At 64.3% G+C, this 25,242-nt stretch carries 24 protein-coding genes and 1 pseudogene; 16 read left to right on the top strand and 9 right to left on the bottom strand.

All coding sequences use genetic code 11. The annotated features are described in order from the left end of the window. Nucleotides 1-80: 80 nt before the first annotated feature. On the bottom strand, nucleotides 81-1,331 hold the full coding sequence (locus tag GGQ64_RS21110) for a TCR/Tet family MFS transporter (protein WP_183807310.1): 1,251 nt from the start codon (nucleotides 1,329-1,331) through the stop codon (nucleotides 81-83). Between the two features lie 337 nt (nucleotides 1,332-1,668). Here GGQ64_RS21110 and GGQ64_RS21105 point away from each other — a divergent pair, with 337 nt between their 5' ends. Beyond that, on the top strand, nucleotides 1,669-2,148 hold the full coding sequence (locus GGQ64_RS21105) for a DUF2938 domain-containing protein (RefSeq protein ID WP_183807309.1): 480 nt from the start codon (nucleotides 1,669-1,671) through the stop codon (nucleotides 2,146-2,148). Nucleotides 2,149-2,221: 73 nt separating this feature from the next. Here the strand turns inward: GGQ64_RS21105 and ypfJ are convergent, their stop codons facing one another. From ypfJ to GGQ64_RS21090, 3 genes are all read right to left on the bottom strand, one after another. After that, nucleotides 2,222-3,151, bottom strand: coding sequence for a KPN_02809 family neutral zinc metallopeptidase (gene ypfJ / locus GGQ64_RS21100; RefSeq protein WP_183807308.1), 930 nt, complete (start codon nucleotides 3,149-3,151; stop codon nucleotides 2,222-2,224). A gap of 194 nt (nucleotides 3,152-3,345) precedes the next feature. Continuing rightward, on the bottom strand, nucleotides 3,346-3,984 hold the full coding sequence (locus GGQ64_RS21095) for an NrsF family protein (RefSeq protein WP_183807307.1): 639 nt from the start codon (nucleotides 3,982-3,984) through the stop codon (nucleotides 3,346-3,348). A 2-nt stretch (nucleotides 3,985-3,986) separates the two neighbouring features. Beyond that, nucleotides 3,987-4,520 (bottom strand): sigma-70 family RNA polymerase sigma factor, encoded by a 534-nt coding sequence (locus GGQ64_RS21090; protein WP_183807306.1) that lies wholly within the window; start codon nucleotides 4,518-4,520, stop codon nucleotides 3,987-3,989. Between the two features lie 188 nt (nucleotides 4,521-4,708). On the opposite strand from GGQ64_RS21090, the gene GGQ64_RS21085 reads away from it, so the two are divergent. The 6 genes from GGQ64_RS21085 (at nucleotide 4,709) to GGQ64_RS27880 (ending at nucleotide 11,907) form a co-directional block, all read left to right on the top strand. Beyond that, nucleotides 4,709-5,032, top strand: a complete 324-nt coding sequence (locus GGQ64_RS21085; protein WP_183807305.1) for a BufA1 family periplasmic bufferin-type metallophore — start codon at nucleotides 4,709-4,711, stop codon at nucleotides 5,030-5,032. Nucleotides 5,033-5,064: 32 nt separating this feature from the next. Then, entirely contained in the window at nucleotides 5,065-5,982 is a 918-nt protein-coding gene (gene bufB, locus GGQ64_RS21080) for an MNIO family bufferin maturase (RefSeq protein ID WP_183807304.1), read from the top strand. Continuing rightward, nucleotides 5,969-6,784 (top strand): HvfC/BufC N-terminal domain-containing protein, encoded by an 816-nt coding sequence (locus GGQ64_RS21075; protein WP_183807303.1) that lies wholly within the window; start codon nucleotides 5,969-5,971, stop codon nucleotides 6,782-6,784. Before bufB ends, GGQ64_RS21075 begins: the two co-directional genes overlap by 14 nt. 64 nt (nucleotides 6,785-6,848) lie before the next feature. After that, a complete protein-coding gene (locus GGQ64_RS21070; protein WP_246422825.1) occupies nucleotides 6,849-7,292 on the top strand; it encodes a DoxX family protein in 444 nt (147 codons plus the stop codon). Nucleotides 7,293-7,541: 249 nt separating this feature from the next. Further along, nucleotides 7,542-11,027 (top strand): carbamoyl-phosphate synthase large subunit, encoded by a 3,486-nt coding sequence (gene carB, locus GGQ64_RS21065; RefSeq protein WP_183807301.1) that lies wholly within the window; start codon nucleotides 7,542-7,544, stop codon nucleotides 11,025-11,027. A 262-nt stretch (nucleotides 11,028-11,289) separates the two neighbouring features. Further along, complete coding sequence (locus tag GGQ64_RS27880) at nucleotides 11,290-11,907, top strand: MafI2 family immunity protein (RefSeq protein ID WP_246422824.1); 618 nt, start codon at nucleotides 11,290-11,292, stop codon at nucleotides 11,905-11,907. Here the strand turns inward: GGQ64_RS27880 and GGQ64_RS21055 are convergent. After that, nucleotides 11,904-12,286, bottom strand: a pseudogene (locus GGQ64_RS21055) (IS5 family transposase); the annotation flags it as partial. The gene GGQ64_RS27880 and the pseudogene GGQ64_RS21055 overlap by 4 nt on opposite strands. A gap of 360 nt (nucleotides 12,287-12,646) precedes the next feature. On the opposite strand from GGQ64_RS21055, the gene greA reads away from it, so the two are divergent. After that, nucleotides 12,647-13,123 (top strand): transcription elongation factor GreA, encoded by a 477-nt coding sequence (greA, locus tag GGQ64_RS21050; RefSeq protein WP_183807300.1) that lies wholly within the window; start codon nucleotides 12,647-12,649, stop codon nucleotides 13,121-13,123. Between the two features lie 10 nt (nucleotides 13,124-13,133). Next, on the top strand, nucleotides 13,134-14,213 hold the full coding sequence (locus GGQ64_RS21045; RefSeq protein WP_183807299.1) for a glycosyltransferase family 4 protein: 1,080 nt from the start codon (nucleotides 13,134-13,136) through the stop codon (nucleotides 14,211-14,213). Nucleotides 14,214-14,230: 17 nt separating this feature from the next. On the opposite strand, the gene GGQ64_RS21040 is transcribed toward GGQ64_RS21045, so the two are convergent. Then, the gene (locus tag GGQ64_RS21040) at nucleotides 14,231-15,130 is read right to left on the bottom strand and encodes a glycosyl transferase (protein WP_183807298.1); all 900 of its coding nucleotides are present in this window, start codon (nucleotides 15,128-15,130) and stop codon (nucleotides 14,231-14,233) included. A 4-nt stretch (nucleotides 15,131-15,134) separates the two neighbouring features. Then, entirely contained in the window at nucleotides 15,135-15,602 is a 468-nt protein-coding gene (locus GGQ64_RS21035) for a winged helix-turn-helix transcriptional regulator (RefSeq protein ID WP_183807297.1), read from the bottom strand. A gap of 236 nt (nucleotides 15,603-15,838) precedes the next feature. Here GGQ64_RS21035 and trxB point away from each other — a divergent pair, with 236 nt between their 5' ends. Beyond that, the gene (gene trxB, locus GGQ64_RS21030; RefSeq protein ID WP_183807296.1) at nucleotides 15,839-16,813 is read left to right on the top strand and encodes a thioredoxin-disulfide reductase; all 975 of its coding nucleotides are present in this window, start codon (nucleotides 15,839-15,841) and stop codon (nucleotides 16,811-16,813) included. Nucleotides 16,814-16,928: 115 nt separating this feature from the next. Further along, entirely contained in the window at nucleotides 16,929-17,825 is an 897-nt protein-coding gene (locus GGQ64_RS21025; protein WP_183807295.1) for a LysR family transcriptional regulator VtlR, read from the top strand. A gap of 396 nt (nucleotides 17,826-18,221) precedes the next feature. Here the strand turns inward: GGQ64_RS21025 and GGQ64_RS21020 are convergent, their stop codons facing one another. Beyond that, nucleotides 18,222-18,374, bottom strand: coding sequence for a hypothetical protein (locus GGQ64_RS21020; RefSeq protein WP_183807294.1), 153 nt, complete (start codon nucleotides 18,372-18,374; stop codon nucleotides 18,222-18,224). Here GGQ64_RS21020 and GGQ64_RS21015 point away from each other — a divergent pair. From GGQ64_RS21015 to GGQ64_RS21000, 4 genes are all read left to right on the top strand, one after another. Further along, on the top strand, nucleotides 18,367-18,660 hold the full coding sequence (locus tag GGQ64_RS21015) for an ArsR/SmtB family transcription factor (protein ID WP_183807293.1): 294 nt from the start codon (nucleotides 18,367-18,369) through the stop codon (nucleotides 18,658-18,660). The genes GGQ64_RS21020 and GGQ64_RS21015 overlap by 8 nt on opposite strands. Nucleotides 18,661-18,726: 66 nt before the next feature. Then, the gene (locus tag GGQ64_RS21010; protein ID WP_183807292.1) at nucleotides 18,727-19,845 is read left to right on the top strand and encodes an alkene reductase; all 1,119 of its coding nucleotides are present in this window, start codon (nucleotides 18,727-18,729) and stop codon (nucleotides 19,843-19,845) included. A 433-nt stretch (nucleotides 19,846-20,278) separates the two neighbouring features. Continuing rightward, a complete protein-coding gene (locus GGQ64_RS21005) occupies nucleotides 20,279-21,232 on the top strand; it encodes a lytic transglycosylase domain-containing protein (protein ID WP_183807291.1) in 954 nt (317 codons plus the stop codon). A gap of 150 nt (nucleotides 21,233-21,382) precedes the next feature. After that, entirely contained in the window at nucleotides 21,383-22,480 is a 1,098-nt protein-coding gene (locus tag GGQ64_RS21000) for a calcium:cation antiporter (RefSeq protein WP_210300343.1), read from the top strand. A gap of 152 nt (nucleotides 22,481-22,632) precedes the next feature. On the opposite strand, the gene GGQ64_RS20995 is transcribed toward GGQ64_RS21000, so the two are convergent. After that, on the bottom strand, nucleotides 22,633-23,835 hold the full coding sequence (locus GGQ64_RS20995) for a pyridoxal phosphate-dependent aminotransferase (protein WP_183807290.1): 1,203 nt from the start codon (nucleotides 23,833-23,835) through the stop codon (nucleotides 22,633-22,635). 340 nt (nucleotides 23,836-24,175) lie between these two features. Here GGQ64_RS20995 and GGQ64_RS20990 point away from each other — a divergent pair, with 340 nt between their 5' ends. Further along, a complete protein-coding gene (locus tag GGQ64_RS20990) occupies nucleotides 24,176-25,060 on the top strand; it encodes an EAL domain-containing protein (protein WP_183807289.1) in 885 nt (294 codons plus the stop codon). Nucleotides 25,061-25,242: the final 182 nt, after the last annotated feature.

Raw genomic sequence — 25,242 nt, 5'->3', positions numbered from 1 at the left:
AAACCGGCGAGAAAATGCAGCGTCGAGCGCCGATTTCCGGAAAAATCGGCAAAAGTTGCCGCAATCCCTGCAAACCTGACCTAGCCGGCCGCTTCGACGGCGACGGGGACCGGACTGGCGTCGTTGCGGACCTTGAGAACGAAAAGGACGACGCCCGCAAGCAGGATGCAGGCCGCCAGCGCATAGGGCGCGCCGGCAAACGAGACGGCCGCGGCCGGGCCTGTGAAGAAGCCGAACATCTGTGTGAAGATCAGCGGCCCGACGATCGTCGTCACGCTCGAAAGGCTGGAGAGCGCGCCCTGCAGTTCGCCCTGCACGGACGGGGGAACCTTTGCCGACGCGATCGATCGCAGCGCGGGGTCCGCAACGTTCTCGATTGCCGTCAGCAGGATCACGGCATAGATCATCCAGCCCTGCCAGGAGGCGGCGTATCCGGCAAGCCCAAGTGTTGCGAACGAAAGGCCGAGCGCTGCCGTGCGCCATTCGCCGAGGACCGGAACGATGCGCGGCAGCGCAAACGCCATCACCAGCGCGGCGCAGATGCCGAACATGCCGAGCGACAGCCCGATCTGCCCTTCCGACCAGCCGTAGCGATAGGCTGAGACGAAGGCCCAGACGGCCGGATAGACGGAGTGGGCGAGCCAGTAGCAGAAGAAGACGAGCAGAACCCAGAGAATGCCGGGATAGTGGCGCATCTGCTGCAGCGCGCCGAGCGGATTGGAGCGCTTGAGCTCGAAGCGCCGGCGATGCCGCGCCTCCAGGCTTTCCGGCAGGAACGCCCAGGCGGCCGCGAAATTGAGAAGGGCGAGCAGTGCGGCGCCGAAGAAGGGAACGCGCGGGCCGAATTCCCCGAGGAATCCGCCGATCACCGGACCGAGGGCAAAGCCGGTGCCAAACGCGATCCCCATCAGCCCGAAATTCTTCGCCCGCGTCTCGTCGGTGCTGACGTCGGCGATATAGGCAGCGGCGGTGCCGAAGCTGGCGCCGCTGATCCCCGCCAGCACCCGGCCGACGAACAGCATCCAGAAGCTGGTCGCAAGCGCACAGATCAGGTTGTCGATCGCGAAGGTGAAGACGGAGACGAGCAGCACCGGCCGCCGCCCGAACCGGTCGGACAGGTTGCCGATAAGCGGCGCGAACAGGAACTGCATGGCCGAATAGACGATCAGCAGCCACCCGCCGTCGATGGCCGCCGTACCGATGTCGGCCCCCGTCAGCTCCGCCAGGAAGCTCGGCAGCACCGGCATGATGATGGCAATGCCGATCACGTCGAGAAACATGATCATGAAGACGAGGATCAGCCCCCGGCGGACGTTTTTCTCTTCGATCATCTGAAGGCATCCCGGCGCGAAAATCGCAGAATTCTCGGTGTAAAGCGTCATAATCCGGAACGGCGCGCGAAACAATACGTGAACATCGCAGTATTCTTGATGCGAGGATCGCAAGAATTGATCCATCGGGCCACTCAGCCGGCCCGGCGCCGTCCTCCTTTAGGAATTCCACCGGCACACACTACCCCCGCGCCGGGCAAGACCCCGACCACCCTACCGGGACACCTTGGGTTGCCGTATCGCATCCGCTACGATTGCGGACGACGATTCGAGATTTTTCGGGACCCGCGAAGAAAACGCCGCTCTGTCGGCTGCGGGGATCAAGGGGGCGGACTGAATGATCGAGCTTATCTGGCGTGGCGTACTGATCGGCGTCGGCGGAACCGTTGCGATGGACCTCTGGGCCGTCCTGCTGCACGTCGCCTTTGGACAGCCGAAGCCGAACTGGGCTCCCGGCGGGCGATGGTTCCGGCATCTGGCCGATGGGAAGGTGTTCCATGAGGCGATCGCGGATGCGAAGCCCTATCGTCATGAGAATGCCCTGGGCTGGACCGGCCACTACGTCGTCGGCATTCTGTACGGCATCATATTCGCGCTGATCGTCGGGACGGGCTGGTTTGCCGCGCCGAGCTTCCTGCCCGCCTGGCTCTTCGGCATCGTCACCATCGCCGCCGGCTGGTTCCTGATGCAGCCCGGCATGGGCCTCGGCTGGGCGGCGTCAAAGACCCCGGAACCGAACAAGGTCCGCCTGATGGGCCTTCTGGCCCACACCGCATTTGCGCTGGGGCTCTACGCCACCGCCTTCCTCATTCGCTAGCCCAGACGCCAAAAGGAGCCGCTCTCCAGGCCACCCGACCGGGCGATCATGCCGGTCGGGCGTGTCAAACGCCTCACACGTCGTTCGAGAACGTGTCGCAGTCCTGCACCCGGCCGCTGTCGAAGCCGCGCTTGAACCAGCGCTGGCGCTGCTCGGAGGTACCGTGGTTGAAGCTCTCGGGCACGACATAGCCCTGCATGCGCTTCTGGATCGTGTCGTCGCCGATTTGAACGGCCGCGTTCAGCGCCTCGTCGATGTCGCCGACGTCGAGCAGGCCCTTCTGCTCGGTGTACTTGCCCCAGATGCCGGCATAGCAGTCGGCCTGCAGTTCGACGCGGATCGACATCTGGTTCGCTTCCGCCTCGCTCATCCGCTGGCGGGCGTTGTTGAACTGCGGCAGCACGCCGGTGAGATTCTGCACATGGTGGCCGACCTCGTGGGCGACGACATAGGCCTGGGCGAAATCGCCCGCAGCATCGAACTTGCTCGCCAGTTCGTCGAAGAAGCCCATGTCGAGATAGACCTTGTGGTCGCCCGGGCAATAGAACGGGCCGGATGCGGCCGAGGCAAAGCCGCAGGCCGATTGGATGGAATCGGAGAAGAGCACCAGCTTCGGCTCCTCATATTGCTCGCCGCTCGCCTGGAAGATGCCGTTCCAGACGTCTTCGCTCTCGGCGAGCACGGTCGCCATGAACTGCTTGGTCTCTTCCTGCTGCGGCGAGTTGGCCCGCGTGGCGCTCTCGGTCTGCTCGAAGCCCGGCAGGTTCACCTGCCCGCCGCCGCCCTGCCCCAGGACCTGCAGCAGATCGATGCCCATCATCTTCAGCACGAAATAGATCACGACCAGGAAGATGATGGTGCCGATGCTCAGGCCGCCGCCGGCGCGGCGCGGGCCGCCGCCCATCGGGATGCGGAAGCCGCCGCCGCGGCCGAAACCGCCGGGCCCGCCAGCCCCGCGCTGATCCTCGACATTGCTGGATTGCCGACGGCCCTTCCATTCCATGATCGTTCCCTCTGTTGCACGGTCGAAACGGCCGAGAGGCGGTTTCGTTCCTGTCATTCAGTTATAGGGCGGAGAGCCCGGGTTGCAAACGGATTGAGCGCCACGATGGGCGATGTCCGGTCACGGTCGGCGGCTTGGCCGTCTCTCCGTCGCCATCGCCGCAGCATGAAGCCGACGCTGGCGTCCGCGGCCGCTCACCACCGCAGGACGAGCCGTCCGAGCAACGCTCCGAGGCTTGCCAGGATGGCGATGGCAAGCGGATACCAGACGGCAACGAACAACGGCGAATCGTCGGGGCAATGGGCGGCATAGAAGGTGGCGGCGATCCCACCCGCCAGCAGCCCCGACACGGCGCCGGCGGCAGTCGCGTTGGCGGGCGCGCCGTGCCGCATGGCCAGGAGCAACACGACAAGGGGGATGAACCCGATCAGGGGAACGAAGGTGAGGCATACCATGCTGTTGGTCCCGACCAGCCGGGCGGCCCAGGTCGCAGACGGCACTGCGACCAGTTCCAGCAGGACGGAAAGGGCGAGAAGCACCGGCGCCACCATAATTCCGGCCAGCGCCGTGCTCCAGTTGCCGCCCGGCCGCGAAACTGCGACCGCGAGGCGATAGGCGGCGACGGCCAGCGCAATCGTGAAAAGGAACTTGAAGACGAAGCGCACGGTGGAAAGCGCAGCACCGGCATCGGGACGGGGTCCGAGCAGCAGGAAGAACATGCCGGCGGCCACGAGCACCGCGGCCGCCAGCGCTACGATCCATGCCTGTCCCAAGGGGAGCCCCCCGCGCCGCGAATCCGCGGCAAGTGCCTTGATCAGGTCGTTCGTCTCCATCTTCATGTCCTTCCGAAGCGCCTGGCGATCGCCGCCAGCCCGCGGTGCAGCGCGACCCGCACGGCCGTCTCGTTCATCCCCAGGTCCCGCGCCGTCTCCTGGATCGAACTGCCCTCGATCGAAACCGCCGTCACCACCGAGCGCTGCCCGGGCGTCAGCACCTGCAGCGCCCGGTCGATCTCCCAGCTCCGCAGCACCTCCGGCTCTGCCGCCTCGACCTCTTCGAGCGCCGGACTGTCGGCCAGCGGCTGGCGACCATGGCGGCGGAAGGCGTCGATCAGCTTGTGGTTGGCTATGGCGAAGATCCACGGCCTGACCGGTTCGGCACTGCGCCAGGTGTGCCGTTTCAGGTGGATGGCGAGCAAGGTTTCCTGAACGATGTCTTCCGCATCCAGGCTACCGTGGGTCACCTTTCGTCTGAGCCACGTCCGCACCAGCTTCGCCACTGCCTCGAGGAATGCGCGGTAGGCACGCTCGTCGCCGTCGATCGCCGCAACGAGCATTCGCTCGAGACTGCGCTCCTCCGCTCTGTCCAACCTGCTTCTCCAGTCTGTTCGCCCGGGAGGTTCCGTTCGTTACAGGTCGCGCACGGTATTTGGCCTTTGCCAGCGGCGGTAATCACGAAGTCGTGTTCACCGGCAGTGTAACGCAAAGCCGCCACCAGCGAAAAAGCCGATGTGCGTCATGTGGCGCATCGAAAGCAAACCGCTCTGGAGAATACGATATGACAACTCGTTCAGCAGTAAGCACCATGGTTCTGGCAGGCGCCGTCGCATCGGCACTTTCGTCCCTGGCACTCGCCAGCCCGCTGTCGGAGGCAGACATCAAGTCCGCGATGGATGCCGGCAAGGAGAAGTGCTTCGGCGTCGCGTTGAAGGGGCAGAACGATTGCGCCGCAGGTCCCGGCACGACCTGCCAGGGCACCTCGACCGTCGACTACCAGGGCAACGCCTGGAAGTTCGTCGACGGCGGAACCTGCACAACCATGCAACTGCCCGATGGCCGCAAGGGTTCGATGGAGACCCTGGACCGCGACATTCCGGCCTGATCGAAGACGTGTGGAAAGCGGAGGAAACGGTGATGGAACCGAACAACCATGCGATCGGGCATCGCGCCCTTCGCTTTCCCGACTACCCGATCGACGGCATGGCGGGAACCAGCTTCAAGCACGAGCATCTGCCCGCGATCCTTCAGCAGGGTCGCCGGCAGGGGTTCTTCGAGGTCCATGCGGAGAACTATATGGGAGATGGCGGCCCGCCGCATCGCGCGCTGTCGCGCATCCGGGAGGACTACCCGGTCTCCATCCATGGCGTCTGCCTGTCGATCGGCGGCCCGCAGCCGCTCGACAGGCAGCACCTGACGCGTTTCAAGGCATTGATCGAGCGCTACGAGCCGGCGCTCGTCTCCGAGCACCTGGCCTGGTCAACGCATGAAACCACCTATTTCAACGACCTTCTGCCGCTGCCCTATAACGCAGACACGCTGCAGCACGTGGCCGAGCACATCGACGAAGTGCAGGAGACGATCGGCCGGCAGATCCTGCTGGAAAATCCGTCCAGCTATCTGACCTTCACGGAATCGACAATGGCCGAGACCGCGTTCATCCGGGAATTGGCACGGCGCACCGGCTGCGGCCTTCTGCTCGACATCAACAATGTCTTCGTCTCCGCCACCAATCTCAAGACGTCGGCTCTCGACTATCTCGCCGACTATCCGCTCGACCTTGTCCGGGAAATCCACCTGGCCGGGCACGCGACGCAGAGCGACGAGAACGGCGAGCTCCTTCTGATCGACAGCCACGACGGGCCGGTCGGCGATGCGGTCTGGAAGCTGTACGAGACGGTCATGGTCAGGACCGGCCCGATCGCCACGCTTGTCGAGTGGGACAGCGCAATACCGGACTGGCTGACGCTGACACGGGAAGCCGCAGCCGCGCAGGCGATCTTGGACCGCGGCGCAGTCACGGACGACAGGGGAGCGCGCCATGCAGCCGTCTAGCCTCGGGTTTGCCGCGGGACGCGAGGCCGCGCCCTATGCCGCGCACTTCGCCGGGCGTCTGCTCGATCCCGGAAAGCCAGCCCCGCCGGACGTAACCGACACCGGCGGCGGGGGAGCGGAACGGCGGTTCGGAATCTATCGCAACAATGTCACCGTCAGCCTGATCGGGGCGCTTGCGGCAATATTTCCGACGACACTGCGGATCACCGGGCCGGAGTTCTTCCGCGCCATGGCTCGGTTCCACATCCGCGCGACGCCGCCGACCTCCCCGTTGCTCTTCGAATACGGACACGACTTCGCGGCGTTCATCGCGCAGTACCAGCACGCCCGGTCGATGCCGTGGCTTGCCGATGTCGCGCGGATAGAGCGCGCCTGGCTGGATGCCTATCACGCAGCCGACGAGGCGGTACTTGCCATGGAACCGCTGGCTGCCGTGGCGCCGGAGGCGCTGGGGGCGACCCGGTTCATCGCCCATCCTGCAACCCGGTTGCTTTCTTCGAGCTACCCGGCGTTCAGCATCTTTTCCGCCAACCGGCAGGATGCACCGGTCGGACCGATCATGGCGACGGAGCCGGAATGGACTTTGGTGACCCGGCCGGTCTTCGACGTGGAGGTCCGCCGGATTTCGCCCGACGCAGCGATGATGATCGAAGGTCTGATGGCCGGCGATACGCTCGGGCGGGCTGCGGGCGAAGCACTGGCCACCTTTGCGGATTTCGACCTGCCCGCCGCGATCGCAGGCCTCATCGAGGCAGGCGCCTTCTGCGGAATTTCAACGAACGGAGCACGAGATGAAACATGAACCAATGCCGAGCCAATCGCCAGGCACGGGCCTCACCGGATATCTCCGCCGAGCAAGTACGAGCATGGGTGATCTTGCCCCGCTGTCCCTGGCGCAACTCGCCCTTCGGCTTGCCCTGGCGGTACCCTTCTGGCGCTCGGGGATCAACAAGTGGGACGGCTTCCTGCACCTGAACGATGTCGCGGTTCTGCTCTTTTCGTCGGAGTTCAAGCTACACTTGCCGGGCGGGCCCTATTCCTTCCCGTTTCCCGGCGCCGTCGCCTTTGTATCCGGCACGGCCGAGATCGTCCTTCCGATTCTATTGGTGTTCGGCCTTGCATCCCGCGCCGCCGCACTCGCGCTTTTCGCCATGACGATTGTCATCCAGCTGACCGTGCCGGACGGATGGCCGATCCATGTGACATGGGCGGCCATGGCGCTGGCGATCATTGCATGGGGACCTGGACGATGGTCGATCGATCAGCTTGCCGGACTCGATCGTCTCGCATCCGGACCGCATTCCCGCTGAAGGCAGCCGATCCGGCATCCCGGTAAGCGGGCAGGAACAACCCTCGCAGCAAGACTTGCGCGGCGGTCCGATGCCGGCGCGCCATTGTCCTTCTTAATTCTGTTTGATCCGCCATTTTCGGGGTTCCGCTTGGCTTGGCATTTGCCTATAAGCCGCTTCTAGCCTTTTAAGACGATGCCTTGAGCGCCCCGGCCGGTGAACCTCCCACCCTGGCCGGTTTTTCGCGCAGGCAAGAAAACGGATAGAGCCATGCCCAAGCGCCAAGACATCAAATCGATCCTCATCATCGGCGCGGGGCCGATTGTCATCGGGCAGGCCTGCGAATTCGACTATTCCGGCACCCAGGCGTGCAAGGCGCTGAAGGAGGAAGGCTACCGGGTCATCCTGGTCAACTCCAACCCGGCAACGATCATGACCGACCCGGGTCTGGCGGACGCCACCTACATCGAGCCGATCACCCCGGAAGTCGTGGCCAAGATCATCGCCAAGGAACGCCCCGATGCGCTGCTGCCGACCATGGGCGGCCAGACGGCGCTGAACACGGCACTCTCCTTGAAGCGCATGGGCGTGCTGGAGCGCTACAACGTCGAGATGATCGGCGCCAAACCTGAGGCGATCGACAAGGCGGAGGACCGTGCGCTGTTTCGCGAGGCGATGGCCAAGATCGGACTGGAGACCCCGCGCTCGCTTTTGGCCAACGCCACAGAGATCAAGGACATCGATCGCAAGCTGCATGTGGCCGAGCGCGACAAGCTGAAGGCGTCCCTTTCCGGCCCCGAACTCGACAAGGCGCTGGACGATCTGGAAAACACCTGGAACCTGGGCGAGACCGACCGCAAGCAGCGCTACATGAGCCACGCCATGGCCATCGGCGCGCAGGCGCTCGACACCATCGGCCTTCCGGCGATCATTCGCCCGTCATTCACGATGGGCGGCACCGGCGGCGGCATCGCCTACAACCGCTCGGAGTTCTTCGAGATCGTCAACTCCGGCCTCGACGCCTCGCCGACCACCGAGGTCCTCATCGAGGAATCGGTGCTCGGTTGGAAGGAATACGAGATGGAAGTGGTCCGCGACACGGCGGACAACTGCATCATCATCTGCTCGATCGAGAACATCGACCCGATGGGCGTGCATACAGGCGATTCCATCACCGTGGCGCCTGCGCTGACCTTGACCGACAAGGAATACCAGATCATGCGCAACGCCTCGATCGCGGTGCTGCGCGAGATCGGGGTGGAGACCGGCGGCTCGAACGTGCAGTTCGCCGTCAACCCCGAGAACGGCCGCCTCGTCGTCATCGAGATGAACCCGCGCGTCTCGCGATCCTCGGCGCTGGCCTCGAAGGCCACCGGCTTCCCGATCGCCAAGATCGCCGCCAAGCTCGCGATCGGCTACACGCTGGACGAACTCGAAAACGACATCACCGGCGGCGCGACGCCGGCCTCCTTCGAACCGTCGATCGACTACGTCGTCACCAAGATCCCACGGTTCGCCTTCGAAAAATTCCCCGGCGCCGAACCGACGCTGACGACGGCGATGAAGTCGGTTGGCGAGGTCATGGCGATCGGCCGCACCTTCGCCGAATCGCTGCAGAAGGCGCTGCGCGGGCTTGAGACCGGCCTGACCGGCCTCGACGAGATCGAGATCCCCGGCTTCGACGAGGGTGACGGCAAGAACGCGATCCGCTCCGCCATCTCCACGCCGACGCCGGACCGGCTGCGCATGGTCGCCCAGGCGCTGCGCCTCGGCTTCACCGCCGAAGAGGTGCACGAGGGCTCCAAGATCGACCCGTGGTTCATCGCCCAGTTCAAGGCGATCGTCGACATGGAAGTGCGCATCCGCGAGCACGGCCTGCCGGAAGACGCGCAGAACCTGCGCATGCTGAAGGCGATGGGCTTCTCCGACGCCCGGCTTGCGACGCTCTCGGGCAAGCGGCCGAAGGAAGTGGCGGAACTGCGCAACAGCCTCGACGTGCGCCCGGTGTTCAAGCGCATCGACACCTGTGCCGCCGAATTCGCCTCGCCGACCGCCTACATGTACTCGACCTACGAGCAGCCCTTCGCCGGCCAGACCCGCTCGGAAGCCGGCATCTCGGACAGGAAGAAGGTCGTCATCCTCGGCGGCGGTCCGAACCGTATCGGCCAGGGCATCGAGTTCGACTACTGCTGCTGCCATGCCGCCTTCGCGCTGAAGGATGCCGGCTATGAATCGATCATGGTCAACTGCAACCCGGAGACGGTCTCCACCGACTACGACACCTCCGACCGCCTCTATTTCGAGCCGCTGACGGCCGAGGACGTGATCGAGATCCTCAAGGCCGAGCAGACCAATGGCACGCTGGTCGGCGTCATCGTCCAGTTCGGCGGCCAGACGCCGCTGAAGCTTGCCGAAGCGCTGGAGAAGAACGGCATCCCGATCCTCGGCACCGCACCGGACATGATCGACCTCGCAGAAGATCGCGACCGCTTCCAGAAGCTGCTGCAGAAGCTGGACCTCGCCCAGCCGAACAACGGCATCGCCTATTCGGTCGAGCAGGCCCGCCTCGTCGCCGGCGAAATCGGCTTCCCGCTGGTCGTTCGCCCGTCCTACGTGCTCGGCGGCCGCGCCATGCAGATCATCCATTCGGAATCGATGCTGCAGACCTACCTGCTCGACACCGTCCCCGGCCTCGTGCCCGAGGACATCAAGCAGCGCTACCCCAACGACAAGACCGGCCAGATCAACACCCTGCTCGGCAAGAACCCGCTTTTGTTCGACAGCTACCTGACCAACGCGGTGGAAGTCGACGTCGATGCGCTCTGCGACGGCGAGAGCGTCTTCGTCTCCGGCATCATGGAACACATCGAGGAAGCCGGCATCCATTCGGGCGACTCGGCCTGCTCGCTGCCGGTCCGCACGCTTTCGCCCGAGACCGTCGACGAGTTGGAGCGCCAGACCAAAGCATTGGCAAAAGCGCTGAACGTCGGCGGGCTGATGAACGTGCAATACGCCATCAAGGACGGCACCATCTACGTGCTCGAAGTGAACCCGCGCGCCTCGCGCACCGTGCCCTTCGTCGCCAAGACCATCGGCGCGCCGATCGCCAAGATCGCCGCCCGCGTCATGGCCGGCGAGAAGCTCGACGTGGCGATCGCGGCTTACGGCGAAAAGCCCGATCCGCGCAACCTCAAGCACATCGCAGTGAAGGAAGCCGTGTTCCCCTTCGCCCGCTTCCCGGGCGTCGATACGCTGCTCGGTCCGGAAATGCGCTCGACCGGCGAGGTCATGGGCCTCGACCGGAACTTCGCGCTCGCCTTCGCCAAGTCGCAGCTCGGCGCCAGTGTCGACCTGCCGCGCGACGGCGCCGTCTTCGTCTCCATCCGCGACGAGGACAAGGAGCGGGTATTGCCGGCCGTCCGCATGCTCGTCGAGATCGGCTTCAGGGTCATCGCCACCTCCGGCACCGCCCGCTTCCTCGCAGAGCAGGGCATCGAGGCAACAAAGGTCAACAAGGTCCAGGAGGGCCGTCCGCACATCGAGGACGCGATCCGCAACCGCCAGGTCCAGCTCGTTATCAACACCACCGACGGCAGCAAGGCGATCTCGGATAGCAAGTCGTTGCGCCGCGCCGCGCTGATGCAGAAGGTGCCCTACTACACGACGATGGCGGGTGCCGCCGCGGCAGCGGAAGCCATCAAGGCGCTCAAGGAAGGCCAGCTCGAGGTCCATCCGCTGCAGAGCTACTTCGCATAAGACCGTCACCACGGCCTGCCACCGCGCCAGACTTCCCTCCCGGCGAGCCCGGGCGGCACCTGGAGTTGGGCGGTGGCCGTCGTCGTCCGGATCTCGCGCCATTTGGGCATGACCGGCAAAGAGCGCCTTTCATCCGTCGTGACGCAGTTGTCTCCTGCCCGACCGGCTGCACGCCCTAAAATGCCCCGGGCCTCACTGTTAGGCCCTGTTGACAAAGTCCGTTGTGATAGTGCGATAAGATCGCTCGATGACGGAGGTTTGGATGTCCGCGTTTGATCGAGAAATAACACTTCGACTGAGTGTGCAACACGCGTTGCTTGGGGAAGTCTCGTCGGCGCTTGCCGCTGTTTCGTGCGGCTGGAATGACAAGGACATTGTCCTCGAATTCTTGGTTGACTCGGACTTCAGCGATGAAGATCGAGAACGCATGGAGATAGTCGCATCTGAGGTCGTCGCGGATTTCGGAGATGAAACGATAACGACTGTCTTCACGTCACCACCTTCAGTTGGGCCGAAGGTTCCAGTCGCTAAGCGATGGTGGGCTTACAAGCGATTTCAGCCAAACGTCATGTCAGTTGAGCGAAAACTTGAGTGGTCCTACGTTGTGCATATACTCGCGCTTATAGACAGGCTCTTTCAAGAGAAAGCGTCGTGGCCAGAACTCATCAAGCAAGTAAGAGGTGCATCCGGCGTGGATATTTTGACGGCGGAAAAGATTGCGCTTTCTCACAATGGATGGAGACGATTGTGTAACTATCGGATCAATCATGATCCTGAATGCAAGAAGCAGGCGGCACGACACATCAAAATCCATGGGCCAAGCTCACTGATTTCATCAGTCGGCGGAAGCTTTTCCGTCGCAGAGCCAGAGGTGAACTAAAGACGTTCCGCGAAGTGCGGCAGCCAGATTTTTGCTGTCCCCAGTGAAAGGAACGCTTCGAAGGAAATGCGGGTTTTGTCGCTACGGGTGGCAACCCTGCGGAACTGCTTGAGTCGATTGAACATTCGCTCGATGCGGTTGCGGCCTTTATATGTCCTAAAGTCGCAGGATGGCGGGTTTTGCGGTTCGCCTTCGGCGGGATAACTGGACGAACACCGTGGATTAGCTTTTCGCGAATGGCGTCGCCATCGTAGCCCTTGTCGGCGAGAAATGACCTGGGTTTGCCCACGGGTATGGCAAGAAGAGCGGGAACGGCGCTGTAGTCGGAGGTTTCGCCACCTGTCAGGGCAAAGCCAAGAGGACGTCCCTGACCGTCTGCACCACGCTCGGTCGGCAACAGCAGTTCGATGATCCGCCATTCCGCATCACTCAAATCGCCTCGAGCCATGGCTGCCTCCTAAAAGGCAGTCTTGAATCACGCCTCAGCCGATTTGGGAATCCACTTTGTCAACAGGGCCTAGCTCTTTGGAAACGAACTGTTCTGTCGCAGAAATGTTTTCCGCCTGTCCTTGGTAGGACTTAAGGACGCAGGAAATAAACTGGCTTTTGCTGGCTGATTTCTGCTATAAGCGCTGTTCAAACAGTTCCGCGGGTTCCGGGGTTAACGCCCCGGAAACCGTTTTATTTTGCGTTCATGCCTGCGGAAAGCATGGCAACGCGACGGGAAGGACAAAGGAAAATGGTCGATAAGGTACCGATGACTCAGGGCGGTTTCGTCAAGCTGCAGGAAGAACTGCGCTGGCGCCAGCAGGAGGAGCGCCCGCGAATCATCGAAGCAATTTCCGAGGCGCGCGCCCATGGCGACCTTTCGGAGAATGCCGAATACCATGCCGCCAAGGAAGCGCAGAGCCACAACGAGGGCCGGGTCAGCGAGCTCGAGGACCTGGTCGCCCGTGCCGAGGTGATCGACCTCTCCAAGATGTCCGGCGACACCGTCAAGTTCGGCGCGCGCGTCAAGCTCGTCGACGAGGACACCGAAGAAGAGAAGGTCTACCAGATCGTCGGCGACCAGGAAGCCGATGTGAAGGAAGGACGCATCTCCATCTCGTCGCCGATCGCGCGTGCGCTGATCGGCAAGGAAGTCGGCGAATCGATCGAGGTCAATGCGCCCGGCGGCTCGAAGGCCTACGAGATTCTCTCCATCTCCTGGGGCTGATGCGCCAGGCATGACCGGCTCCCGCAAAAAGGACGCCGCCCGCGTCGACATCGCCGATGTCGACGTCGTGGCGCCGAACTTCAAGCGCCGCCTCTCCGGCGTCACCTCGACCATAATCCAGTTGGTGCCGATGCAGCGGGCCCTCGGCCAACGGGTGGCGACGCTCGGGCCGGGGCTGCCGGACGACCTGCCGCATCTCCGCTTCCGCGATCTTCTCTCGCTCTGGCGCCCGCCGGCCGGCCGCAGCCACCGCGTGTGGCATGCGCGCCGCAACACCGAGATGCTGCCCGGCATCGTGATGAAGACGCTCCTGCGCATGCCGCTGAAGCTGCTCTTCACCTCGGCCGCCCAGCGCCGCCACAGCCGCTACACGAAATTCCTGATCCGCCGCATGGATGCGGTCATCGCCACCAGCGGCCGCTCCGGCTCCTTCCTCGACGTCCCGCACACCGTCATCCGGCATGGCGTGGACCTCGAGCGGTTCCACCCGCCCGCAGGCCCGGACGACACGATTTCGGCAACAGCCCTGCCGGGAAGATACCTCGTCGGCTGCTTCGGCCGCGTGCGCCACCAGAAGGGCACGGACCTTTTCGTGCGCGCCATGATCGCGCTCCTGCCGCGCCATCCCGAATGGACCGCCGTGATCTCCGGCAGGATCACGCCCGAGCACAAGGCCTTCGGCGACGCCCTGAAGGCGGAGATTGCCGTAGCCGGGCTGTCCGACCGCATCGTCTTCCTCGGCGAGGTCGACGACATCAAGCCCTGGTATCGCCGTCTTGCGCTCTATGTCGCCCCCTCCCGCAACGAGGGCTTCGGCCTCACCCCGCTGGAGGCCATGGCCTCGCAGACGGCCGTGGTGACGTCCGATGCCGGCGCCTATGCGGAGATGACGATCGAAGGCGAGACGGGTTCCGTCGTCCCCGCCGGCGACGGAGCGGCGCTGACGGCCGTGATCGACCGCTACATGTCCGATCCGGAAAAGACGATTGCCGCAGGCGCCAGGGCGCTGGACCACGTTCGCGCGAGCTTCGCCCTCGAACGGGAGGCGACGGCCATCGACGAGGTCTACCGCCGCCTGCTATCGCAGTAGCTCTCCCAAGCCCCGTCTCAGCGCCGGCGCTCCAGCCGGTCGTCGAACGGGATGCCGATGTCCGCAAGGGCGGAGACCGGCGAAAAGTTCGCCATCGCGATCCCTTGCTCCGCCGCCACGTGCCTCGCCAGCGCGACATGCCCCAGGATGCGTGCCTCCGCCCCGGCAATGCCGGAGAAGGCGGCCCGCCCCCTCTCCTCGTAGAAGCGCGGCTCGGCCGCGTTGCGGATATCGACGCCGGCGAAGCCGATCGTCTTCGGGCGAAGTGCGACGGCAAACTGCAGCGCGGAAACGGCCACCGATCCGCCCTGGAACACGCCGCGCTCGGGCTGCAGCGAGAAGCCGCAGTCTCCCGATGGATCCAGCCGCACGAAATCGAGCACCCCGATCTGCGCGGGCGTGCGGCGCGGCAGGCCATAGGGCTTGCGGATATCGTTGACGAGGATCACGCGCTTGTCCGACAGCCAGCCGCGATCGTGCTCGCAGATCGCCCGTAAGGCCGCGACAGAAAACAGGCAGACCTGGCCCGCGGCGACCTTCTCCCGCATCAGGTCGAAATGCCGGTAGACGAAGCGCTCGTCCTCGACGGCAACGGCAAGCGGCGTTTCGACCGGGCCACCGGCGAGATGGATCGCCCCGTTCAGAAGGATCGCGCTTGCCGGCTCGAGCCGGGAGAGGTCGGCGCCGGCCACCGACGGCCCCGAGCCGACGACATGGATCCACTCGCGCGGTCCATCGATGAGGATGCCCATGTCCTGCAGCGCGGCCACCGGCCGGCGGCGATAGTGCAGCACCCGCCTCTCGTCGATCGAAAGCCCGGGAAACCAGTCCTGCACATGGGCGAGATTGCGGCCGAGCAGCAACCGGGCGCCGAGCTTGACCAGCGAGCGGGAGAACGGGCGGTCGGATCCGGCCAAGGCCTCAGATCTCCACCAGCCCGAGCTTCTTGACCTGGCGAATCGTCAGCATGGTGCGCACCGTGTCCACGTGCTCGTTGGCCGTCAGAACCTCGATGACGAAATCCTGGAACCGCGTCAGGTTCTCGGCGACGCAGTGCAGCAGGAAGTCGCTGTCGCCCGATACCATCCAGGCCTGCCGCACCAGCGGCCATTCGGCGGTGACCGCGGCAAAGGCCTTCAGGTTCGCCTCGGACTGGTGCTTGAGCCCGACCATGCAGAAGGCGACGAGGTCGAAGCCGAGCGCCGGCGCGTTCAGCATCGCATGGTAGCCTTGGATGATGCCGGCCTCCTCCAGCTTGCGGACACGCCTGAGACAGGGCGGAGCGGAAATACCCGCCTTGGTGGCGAGTTCCACATTGGTCATGCGACCGTCGGCCTGGAGTTCCTTGAGGATCTTGATGTCGATGGCATCGAGTTCTGCGCGAAACACGGATGAGCTTCCCCTGTCTGTTTTGCACGCGCATTACCAGAAACCGTTCGCCGACGTAAGATAATTGCAGGCGCAGGCACAAAAATGTCACGCCCCATCGCCAAGTCTGTTGGCAAATGCGGCCTTGCCCTTGAATAATGGGGGGCCGCACTCATAAATGAACGACGATTTCCCTACTGAGCCCGAGAGCGCGCTTCTGCCGCGACGCCGGGCGAGCACTGCCAAGGAGCGCAGCCATGTCTGCCCGTCACGTCAAGGTCCTGATCATCGGCTCCGGCCCGGCCGGCTATACCGCAGCCATCTACACCGCCCGCGCCATGCTCGAGCCCGTGCTGATCGCGGGGATGGAACAAGGCGGCCAGCTGATGATCACCACCGACGTCGAGAACTACCCGGGCTATGCCGACCCGGTGCAGGGCCCGTGGATGATGGAGCAGATACTCAAGCAGGCCCAGCATGTCGGCGCGGAGATCGTCAACGACCTCGTCACCGAGGTCGATCTCGACGTGCGGCCGTTCCGCATCAACACCGATAGCGGCAACGTCTGGACCGCCGATGCGCTGATCATCGCCACCGGCGCCAAGGCCAAGTGGCTGGGGATCGAGACCGAGCCCAAGTTCCAGGGCTTCGGCGTCTCCGCCTGCGCCACCTGCGACGGCTTCTTCTACCGCAACAAGGACGTGATCGTCGTCGGCGGCGGCAACTCCGCCGTGGAAGAGGCGCTCTACCTCTCCAACCTGGCAAAGACCGTCACCGTGGTCCATCGCCGCGATTCGTTCCGCGCCGAGAAGATCCTGCAGGAACGCCTGTTCGCCAAGGAAAACGTCAAGATCGTCTGGGACCACGAAGTGACCGAATATCTCGGCGCCGATGCGAAGCCGCCAATGCCGGCATCGGTCAACGGCGTGCGGCTGAGAAACACCAGGACCGGTGCTGTCACCGACATGGCCATCGACGGCGTTTTCGTCGCCATCGGGCATGCGCCGGCCGTCGAACTTTTCGAGGGCAAGCTGAAGCAGAAGCCGAACGGCTACCTGTGGACGGCGCCCGATTCGACGGCGACCGACGTACCGGGCGTTTATGCCGCAGGCGACGTCACCGACGACATCTATCGCCAGGCGGTCACGGCCGCCGGCATGGGCTGCATGGCCGCGCTCGAGACTGAAAAGTATCTCGCGGGTCATATGCCTGTCGCAATTGCGGCCGAGTAGAAGCCGCCTATAACGCGAGGCGGGCCGTCCCGCACTCGCGGAAGTGGGAACAGTTCATCAGCAACGGGCGGGAAACGGACAGCGTTCCCCGCCTTGAAGACATATGGGGGAAAGAATGGCGCTCGACTGGGACAAGCTGCGGATATTCCACGCCGCGGCGGAGGCCGGTTCGTTCACGCACGCAGCCGACAAGCTGCACCTGTCGCAATCCGCCATCAGCCGCCAGGTCAGCGCGCTCGAGCAGGACGTCGGCATCAAGCTGTTCCACCGCCACGCCCGCGGCCTGATCCTGACCGAGCAGGGCGAGATCCTCTACCGCACCGCGCACGACGTGCTGATGAAGCTCGAAAGCGTCCGCGTCCAGCTGACGGAGACGACCGAGAAGCCGAGCGGCAAGCTGAGGATCACCACCACCGTCGGCCTCGGCCAGGGCTGGCTGACCGACAAGGTGCAGGAATTCCTGGCGCTCTATCCCGACATGCAGGTGCAGTTGATCCTCGACAACGAGGAACTCGACGTCAACATGCGCCATGCCGACTGCGCCATCCGCCTGCGCGAGCCGCAGCAGTCCGACCTGATCCAGCGCAAGCTCTTCACCGTGCACATGCACGTCTATGCCGCGCCCTCCTACATCAACCGCTACGGCGAGCCGCAGTCGATCGACGATCTCGACCACCACAAGATCATCACCTTCGGCGAGCCGGCGCCCAACTATCTGCTCGACGTCAACTGGCTGCAGATCGCCGGCCGGGATTCGGACAATCCGCGTCCTTCCGTGCTGCAGATCAACAGCCTGACCTCGATCAAGCGCGCCTGCCTGCTCGGCATCGGCATCTCCATGCTGCCGGACTACATCGTCGGCCGCGACCCGGGCCTGCTGCAGCTCGTCACCAATGCGGACGTCCCCTCCTTCGATACCTATTTCTGCTATCCGCACGAGATGAAGAATGCGGCCAAGCTGAAGGTCTTCCGCGACTTCATCGTCTCCAAGGCGCGCAACTGGAACTTCTGAGCTCTTGGAATATGCGTCTCGAAACAAAGGCCTGCGCTCATCGCATGGCTGACATGCACACAAAAAGATTGCCGCCTGCCCAAAAAACCATCATACAGCACCCAGCTGATGCACATCCGGTGGTTTTCCTCCCAGTGCCACCCGCAGCAGCTGTTCCCCTCTGGAGGTTTTTACCTTCAAAACTATAAAGGGCCCAAGTTCATCTTGTGGCCCTCTTTTTTTGCCCTGTCGCCAGCGGTTTTTGCTCATTTGCAATTATTTTCTCCGATTGCCCAACGGCGCGATAATCCTTTCCCTTGAAAGCGCAGCCGCACTGCCCCATATCGAACATAGCCGATGCGACTGGCGGTCTATTTCCTCCCAGTACCGCCGCATTGGCTGTTCCCCTCTGGAGGTTCAGACCTTCACACCTACAGGGCCCAAGCTTCGCTTGAGGCCCTTTTTTTTGCGCGTGCAAACAAATCCGCCCTCGCCGCCCTTGAATATCGAAAATCCGCGATCCAAATATCGATCAATCGCGATATGGCGAAATGAGACGATGATGGACACGGTCGAAATCCTCAAGGCACTGGCGCATCCGGCACGCCTCCAGATCCTGACCTGGCTGCGGGAGCCCGAAAAGCACTTCGCCAGCCAGGAGCACCCGCTCGAAATGGGTGTCTGTGCGGGCCAGTTCGAGCGCTGCAGCCTATCGCAATCGACGGTCTCGGCCCATCTCGCCACGCTCCAGCGCGCCGGCCTCGTCACCACGAAGCGCGTCGGCCAATGGGTCTTCTACAAGCGGGACGAGGAAGCGATCGCCGCCTTTCTGAAGCACCTCGACAGTTCCCTCTGACCAGCCCAATGCCGCGGCCCCTCTGAAAGGCCGCGGCCGATCCTCCCAACCTAAAAAGGAACCACCATGACCAGCCTGTTCGATCCCCTTGAAGCCGGTGACCTCAAGCTTGCCAACCGCATCGTCATGGCGCCGCTGACGCGCAACCGTTCGCCGGGCGCCGTCCCCAACACGCTGAACGCCACCTATTACGAGCAGCGCGCCACCGCCGGCCTGCTGATCACCGAGGGCACCGCCATCACCCAGCAGGGCCAGGGCTACGCCGACGTGCCGGGCCTCTATACGCCGGAGGCGCTGGCGGGCTGGAAGCACGTCACCGAAGCCGTGCACCGCGCCGGGGGCAAGATCGTCACCCAGATCTGGCATGTCGGCCGCGTCTCGCACACGAGCCTGCAGCCGAACGGCGGCCAGCCGGTCGCCCCCTCCGCGGTCACGGCCAAGTCCAAGACCTATATCATCAACGAGGACGGCACCGGCTCGTTCGCCCCCACCTCCGAGCCCCGCGCGCTCGAGATCTCCGAGATCGTCGGCATCGTCGAGGACTACCGCAAGGCCGCTCGCGCGGCGATCGACGCCGGCTTCGACGGAATCGAGATTCACGCGGCCAACGGCTACCTGCTCGACCAGTTCCTGCGTTCGGGCACTAACGAGCGCACCGACGCCTATGGCGGCTCGATCGAAAATCGCGCCCGCTTCCTGTTCGAGGTCGTCGCCGCCGTCACAGCCGAGATCGGCGCCGGTCGTACCGCGATCCGCATCTCGCCGGTCACCCCCGCAAACGACATTTCCGATTCGAACCCGCAACCGCTGTTCGAGCATGTCGTGGCCGGCCTGCCGGACGGCCTCTCCTACATCCACGTCATCGAGGGTGCGACCGGCGGCGACCGCGACTTCCTGCAGGGAGAGACGCCCTTCGACTATGCCGCGCTGAAGGCCGCCTACCGCAACAAGGGCGGCAAGGCCGCCTGGATGGTCAACAACGGCTATGATCGCGAGCTGGCGACCAAGGCCGTCGAAAGCGGCTATGCCGACCTCGTCGCCTTCGGCAAGCTGTTCATCGCCAACCCCGACCTGGTGGAGCGCCTGCGGGACAACGCCCCGCTCAACGCCCCCGACCAGGCCACCTTCTACGGCGGCGGCGCCAGGGGCTACACCGACTACCCGGCAAAGGAAAAGGCCGCCTGATTTCCGGCACGGCAGCGAGGATGGGGACGCGGGGTGCTTCACCGATCCCCCGCCCCTCATCCGGCCTGCCGGCCACCTTCTCCCCGCAAGCGGGGAGAAGGAAACGCACCGCATGGCCCCGCCATGTTCTCCGGTCGCCGGAAGACGCAAGCGGCTGGCGTCGTCGCTGATCTCCCCATCCCATCCGCACCATGCCTCCCCCCATCCTTCCGACCTTCTGCCGCGAGAACGGCGTCTCGGCCCCATCGCCCTTCTCCCCGCCTGCGGGGAGAAGGTGCCGGCAGGCGGATGAGGGGCAGCCACCGTGACCCCCAACCCCGTCAGCCCTATCCGACACCGCCTGCGTCCGTCCCTCGCCTCCACCCGGCGTTGCCGCCGCCTCCCGAACGATGATATCAAGGCGGGCACGCTGGCAGCGCGGGGGACCTTGGCGATGTTCGGAGCGAGATGGCGATCCAGTCTTGTGCGCCATTCTGGGGCCGTGACGGCGTGGGCGATCTTGCTTGCCACGATCCTCTGCCTGCCGCAGCCCACCGCCGCACAATCCGAATGGCGCGCACCGCCCCCCTGCCTCTTCTCTTCTACGCTCTCCGACGGCAGCCGTCTCTGCGTCCGCACCGACACCTACAACCGCGACATCTGCGTGGCGATGGAAAGCTACGCCCGCCTCAACGCGCTGCCGCCGGACTACTTCGCCAGGCTGATCTGGCGCGAGAGCCTATTCCGCCCCGACGCCGTGAGCCCCAAGGGCGCGGAGGGGATCGCCCAGTTCATGCCTGGTACGGCGAGGCTACGCGGACTGGATAACAGCTTCCATGCGTTGCACGCGCTCGACAAATCGGCCGAGTATCTCGCCGACCTGCGCGACCGCTATGGCAATCTCGGCCTCGCGGCCGCCGCCTACAATGCCGGCGAGGCGGGCCTGAATACCTTCCTCGCCACCGGCCGGCTGCCCTTCGAGACGCGCGCTTATGTGATGGCGATCACCGCCAACACGGCCGAGCAATGGAAGGATGATCCGCCGGAGACGCTCGATCTCACACTGGAAAAGGACAAGCCCTTCCAGGAGGCCTGCGTGGCGCTTGCCGACAGCCGGCGGATGCGGGAGATCGTGTTTCCCGACGAGGGCGTCTGGGCGCCCTGGGGCGTGCAGCTCGCCGCCCATTTCAGCAAGCCCGCCGCCCATCGGCTGTTCATGATGGCGGTGGAACGCCTGCCGGCACCGATCCGCGCGGAGAAGCCGCTGATTCAGCGCGAGCGCCACGCGCGCTTCGGCGCACGGCCACGCTACACCGCCCGCATCGGCCGTCAGTCCCGGGCCGAGGCCGACGACCTGTGCAACGATATCCGCAAGGCCGGCGGCGCCTGCATCGTCTTCAAGAACTGACACAGCCCCGCCTGCTGGCGGCGCACCGGGTCGATCGGCAGTTGCCAAGTCGCGGATGCGGACTATCTCTCTCGATGGGCGGCGTATTCCAATCATTCCCGATGGTTAGGCGCTGGTCCGGAATCACCTTCTCAGCCACGGACAACTTCCTTGACCAAGCCAGGCCTCCTCAGACGGGAACTCTTCCTCATCATCGCCCTCCTGGTGGCCGTCGCAGCCTATGCCGGCGAACACGAGATCCTGGCGGCCGGGCGCACGCTGACCCTGCTCGCCGCCTTCGGCATCGTCGCCACTATCATCCTCGCTTCCACCCGCGTCGCCCATCATGCCGAGATCCTGGCCGTCAAGGTGGGCGATCCCTACGGCACGATGATCCTGACGCTCTCGGCGGTGCTGGTCGAGGTCGTCGTGCTCGCCATCATGATGCGGGGAGAGACGTCGCCGACGCTGGTGCGCGACACGATCTACGCTGCCGTGATGCTGGACATCAACGGCATCATCGGCCTTGCCGCCCTGCTGGGCGGCCTGCGCCACGGCGAGCAGCCCTACAACGACGATTCTAGCCGCACCTACAGCGTGATGATCCTGACGGCGATGGGGATCTCCATGATCGTTCCGGAGTTCGTGCCCCGCACAAGCTGGCAGGCCTATTCGGTGTTCACGATCTGCGCGATGGTCGCCCTCTATACGCTGTTCCTGCGCATGCAGGTCGGCCAGCACAGCTACTTCTTCAGCTATGCCTATCCGCGCGCCGCCCGTGGCGACCAGCATGCCACGCATCCCGAAGCCGACCAGCCCGCCCTGCCCTCGATCCTCGTCATCCTTGCCGGCGTGATCATCATCGGCGCGCTCGCCGAACTGATGGCGGCCACGCTGAACGTGGGGCTGGAAGGAACCGGCGCACCGCCGGCGCTGATGGCGGTGATCGTCGCCGCCATCTCGGCGGCCCCCGAGATCCTCACGGCGATGCGGGCAGCGCTTGCCAACCGCATGCAGTCGGTCGTCAACATCGCTCTCGGCGCCTCGCTGTCGACGGTGATCCTCACCGTGCCGGTGATGGAGGCGATCGCGCTCTACACCGGCCAGCCCTTCATCATGGCGATGACGCCGGTACAGACCGTCATGGTCGCCATCACCCTCGTCGTCGCCGCCATCAACCTCAACGACGGCATGACCAACGCGATCGAGGGCATGACCCATTTCATCCTCTTCGCGACCTTCGTTATGCTCACCGTGATCGGGCTATGATTCATTAAGATCAAGGCGTTACAGAAAAATCCGAAATCGGTTCGCAAGAGACTTGAATCGGCCTGCGAAGGCCTTCGGCCATCGACATGCGGGCAACAAAAACCCGCCATCGCTGGCGGGTTTCGCAAATGCCAAAGCTGGCTGGCTGCCGCTTACTTGCAGGCCGCGCAGAAGCGCTGGATGCGCTTGCAGGCTTCTTCGAGCTGGGCCTCGGAGGTTGCATACGAGATGCGGAAGTTCGGGCCGAGGCCAAAGGCCGAGCCGTGGACGACGGCGACGCCTTCGGATTCCAGAAGCTCGGAGACGAAGTCCTCGTCGGTCTCGATCACCTTGCCCGAGGGTGCTGTCTTGCCGATCAGGCCCTTGCACGAGGGGTAGACGTAGAAGGCACCCTCCGGCGACGGGCATTCGATGCCCTTGGCCTGGTTGAGCATGGAGACGACGAGGTCGCGGCGACCTTCGAAGATCTTCTTGTTCTCGGGGATGAACGCCTGCGTACCGTTCAGCGCCTCGACGGCGGCCCACTGGGCGATCGAGCAGGCGCCCGAGGTCTGCTGGCCCTGGATCATGTCCATCGCCTTGATCAGGTTCAGCGGGCCCGCGGCATAGCCGATGCGCCAGCCGGTCATCGCATAGGCCTTGGAGACGCCGTTCATCGTCAGCGTGCGGTCGTAGAGCGTCGGCTCGACCTCGACCGGAGTGGCGAACTTGAAGTCGCCATAGGTCAGGTGCTCGTACATGTCGTCCGTCAGGATCCAGACATGCGGATGCTTGACGAGCACGTCGGTGAGCGCCTTCAGCTCGTCATGCGAATAGGCCGCGCCCGACGGGTTGGACGGCGAGTTGAACATGAACCACTTCGTCTTCGGCGTGATCGCGCGGTCGAGATCCGCGGGCGTCAGCTTGAACTTGTTTTCCTGGGTCGTCGCCACGAAGACCGGCGTGCCGCCGCAAAGTGCCACCATCTCCGGGTAAGAAACCCAGTAGGGCGTCGGGATGACGACTTCATCGCCCGGATTCAGTGTCGCCATGAAGGCGTTGAAAAGAATCTGCTTTCCGCCGGTGCCGACGATCGTCTGGGCGGCGGTGTAATCGAGATTGTTCTCGCGCTTGAACTTCCTGACGATCGCCTCGCGCAGTTCCGGGATGCCGGAGATGGGCGTGTACTTGGTCTCGCCGCGGTTGATCGCCTCGATGGCAGCCTGCTTGATGTTGTCGGGCGTGTCGAAGTCCGGCTCGCCGGCCCCCAGGCCGATCACGTCGCGGCCCTTGGCTTTCAGTTCGCGCGCCTTCTGCGAGACGGCGATGGTGGCGGAAGGCTTCACACGGGAAAGGGCGTCGGCAAGAAAGGCCATGGTCAATTGTCCGTTTTCGGGTTCAAAGACAGCGTGAGGCCAAGGGGCCGCGCAAAAACTGCCCCTAGGCGGATAGGTCTATGGCCAAACTGCAACGGTCTGGCAAGACGCGACATGGCAAAAACACACCGGCAGGCCGGATCCGCCCGCTGGATGAATAAGTTTCATGGACCCCATAAGGCGGAGCGATGGGTCACGCCGGAAGGAGGCCCCTGACCAAATCTGCAACGAATGATTGCATGCCCCCGGCATTTTACTGGAAACCTTAAGCGCGGGTTAAGGCCTGCGGCGGTAGTTTCGGGAAGGCCACCCGGCATTATCGGTGTGCCGGAAGACACTCATGATCGAACGCAGCATATTTGCAAACATAAACAGGGATGCCGACGGAACGACGACGGCGAGCTACGGCCACTACACCCTCCAGTCGGCACTGCAGCCCATCCTGCGCGAAACCTCCGGGGGCCGGCTCGAACTCGAGGCGGTCGAGGGGCTGGTGCGCGCCAGTTGCGAGGGCACGCTCGTGCCGCCGGCGGACTTCTTCGCACTGGTGCCGGAAGAGGACCGGCCGATGGTCGACAGCCTCTGCCGCAGCCTGCACATCCTCAACGTCGGGCAACTCGCCCGCAAGGATGTAACGCTGCTCGTCAATTCCCAGCCAGGCCTTTACCTCTCGCCCCACGCGATCCGCCAGGAAGTCGACCGCATGCGCCTTGCCGCCCACGAGGCCGGCATGACGCCGGCCCGGATCGCCTGCGAGATCCGTGAATGGCCGGGCGACGATCCGGACACGCTCGCCCAGTTCGCAAGGCAGCTCCACGAGGCGAATTTCCTCGTCGCCATCGACGAGTATGCGGCAACCGAAGAAGACATCGCCCGGCTTGCACGCCTTTCGCCGGACCTCTTGAAGTTCGATCCGATCTGGGTGAAGCGCTTTGCCGAGGGCTCCGCCGGGACCGGCCTCATGCGGGTGATGGTCGCGCGCCTCGAGCGCGACGGCGTCCGCCCGATCGTCACCAACATCGAGGAACCCTGGCAGGCGGAATTCTGCCGCGAGATCGGCATGCCGCTGATGCAGGGCTACCTGCTCGCCCGGCCGCAGGTCGCGCCCACCTCGTTCGAGCTGGACTTCCCCGAGGAACAGGCGGCCCCGCCAGCGCCGGGCCACGCCGCACACGAAGCGCGCGCCTACAGGACGACGCCTCGCTTCGGCCGCCGCACGGTCTGACCGGCGCCCCCCCACAACAGCGGTCTAGGACGTCCCGTACGGGCGATTTATTCGTCTCGCGGCACGCGCGAACGAACCTTTCTGCAACCGCCACGATTTCACCACAACAACTGTCGGGAGGCGCCGCATTTCAGTCCCCCTGACGCCGATTTCGGCGTGCCTTCTTGCTATCAACAGGGCGC

Source organism: Mycoplana azooxidifex (assembly GCF_014196765.1).
In the GTDB taxonomy this organism is placed as follows: Bacteria; Pseudomonadota; Alphaproteobacteria; order Rhizobiales; family Rhizobiaceae; genus Mycoplana; species Mycoplana azooxidifex.
Note: the sequence above shows the minus strand (reverse complement) of the source record. Positions and strands in the feature narration are given on the sequence as shown.

Excerpts from the sequence above, each read along its gene's own strand:
- GGQ64_RS21110 (WP_183807310.1), bottom strand. The coding sequence starts at position 1,331 with ATGATCGAAGAGAAAAACGTCCGCCGGGGGCTGATCCTCGTCTTCATG.
- GGQ64_RS21105 (WP_183807309.1), top strand. The coding sequence starts at position 1,669 with ATGATCGAGCTTATCTGGCGTGGCGTACTGATCGGCGTCGGCGGAACC.
- ypfJ (WP_183807308.1), bottom strand. The coding sequence starts at position 3,151 with ATGGAATGGAAGGGCCGTCGGCAATCCAGCAATGTCGAGGATCAGCGC.
- GGQ64_RS21095 (WP_183807307.1), bottom strand. The coding sequence starts at position 3,984 with ATGGAGACGAACGACCTGATCAAGGCACTTGCCGCGGATTCGCGGCGC.
- GGQ64_RS21085 (WP_183807305.1), top strand. The coding sequence starts at position 4,709 with ATGACAACTCGTTCAGCAGTAAGCACCATGGTTCTGGCAGGCGCCGTC.
- bufB (WP_183807304.1), top strand. The coding sequence starts at position 5,065 with ATGGAACCGAACAACCATGCGATCGGGCATCGCGCCCTTCGCTTTCCC.
- GGQ64_RS21075 (WP_183807303.1), top strand. The coding sequence starts at position 5,969 with ATGCAGCCGTCTAGCCTCGGGTTTGCCGCGGGACGCGAGGCCGCGCCC.
- GGQ64_RS21070 (WP_246422825.1), top strand. The coding sequence starts at position 6,849 with ATGGGTGATCTTGCCCCGCTGTCCCTGGCGCAACTCGCCCTTCGGCTT.
- carB (WP_183807301.1), top strand. The coding sequence starts at position 7,542 with ATGCCCAAGCGCCAAGACATCAAATCGATCCTCATCATCGGCGCGGGG.
- GGQ64_RS27880 (WP_246422824.1), top strand. The coding sequence starts at position 11,290 with ATGTCCGCGTTTGATCGAGAAATAACACTTCGACTGAGTGTGCAACAC.
- greA (WP_183807300.1), top strand. The coding sequence starts at position 12,647 with ATGGTCGATAAGGTACCGATGACTCAGGGCGGTTTCGTCAAGCTGCAG.
- GGQ64_RS21045 (WP_183807299.1), top strand. The coding sequence starts at position 13,134 with ATGACCGGCTCCCGCAAAAAGGACGCCGCCCGCGTCGACATCGCCGAT.
- trxB (WP_183807296.1), top strand. The coding sequence starts at position 15,839 with ATGTCTGCCCGTCACGTCAAGGTCCTGATCATCGGCTCCGGCCCGGCC.
- GGQ64_RS21025 (WP_183807295.1), top strand. The coding sequence starts at position 16,929 with ATGGCGCTCGACTGGGACAAGCTGCGGATATTCCACGCCGCGGCGGAG.
- GGQ64_RS21015 (WP_183807293.1), top strand. The coding sequence starts at position 18,367 with ATGGACACGGTCGAAATCCTCAAGGCACTGGCGCATCCGGCACGCCTC.
- GGQ64_RS21010 (WP_183807292.1), top strand. The coding sequence starts at position 18,727 with ATGACCAGCCTGTTCGATCCCCTTGAAGCCGGTGACCTCAAGCTTGCC.
- GGQ64_RS21005 (WP_183807291.1), top strand. The coding sequence starts at position 20,279 with ATGTTCGGAGCGAGATGGCGATCCAGTCTTGTGCGCCATTCTGGGGCC.
- GGQ64_RS20995 (WP_183807290.1), bottom strand. The coding sequence starts at position 23,835 with ATGGCCTTTCTTGCCGACGCCCTTTCCCGTGTGAAGCCTTCCGCCACC.
- GGQ64_RS20990 (WP_183807289.1), top strand. The coding sequence starts at position 24,176 with ATGATCGAACGCAGCATATTTGCAAACATAAACAGGGATGCCGACGGA.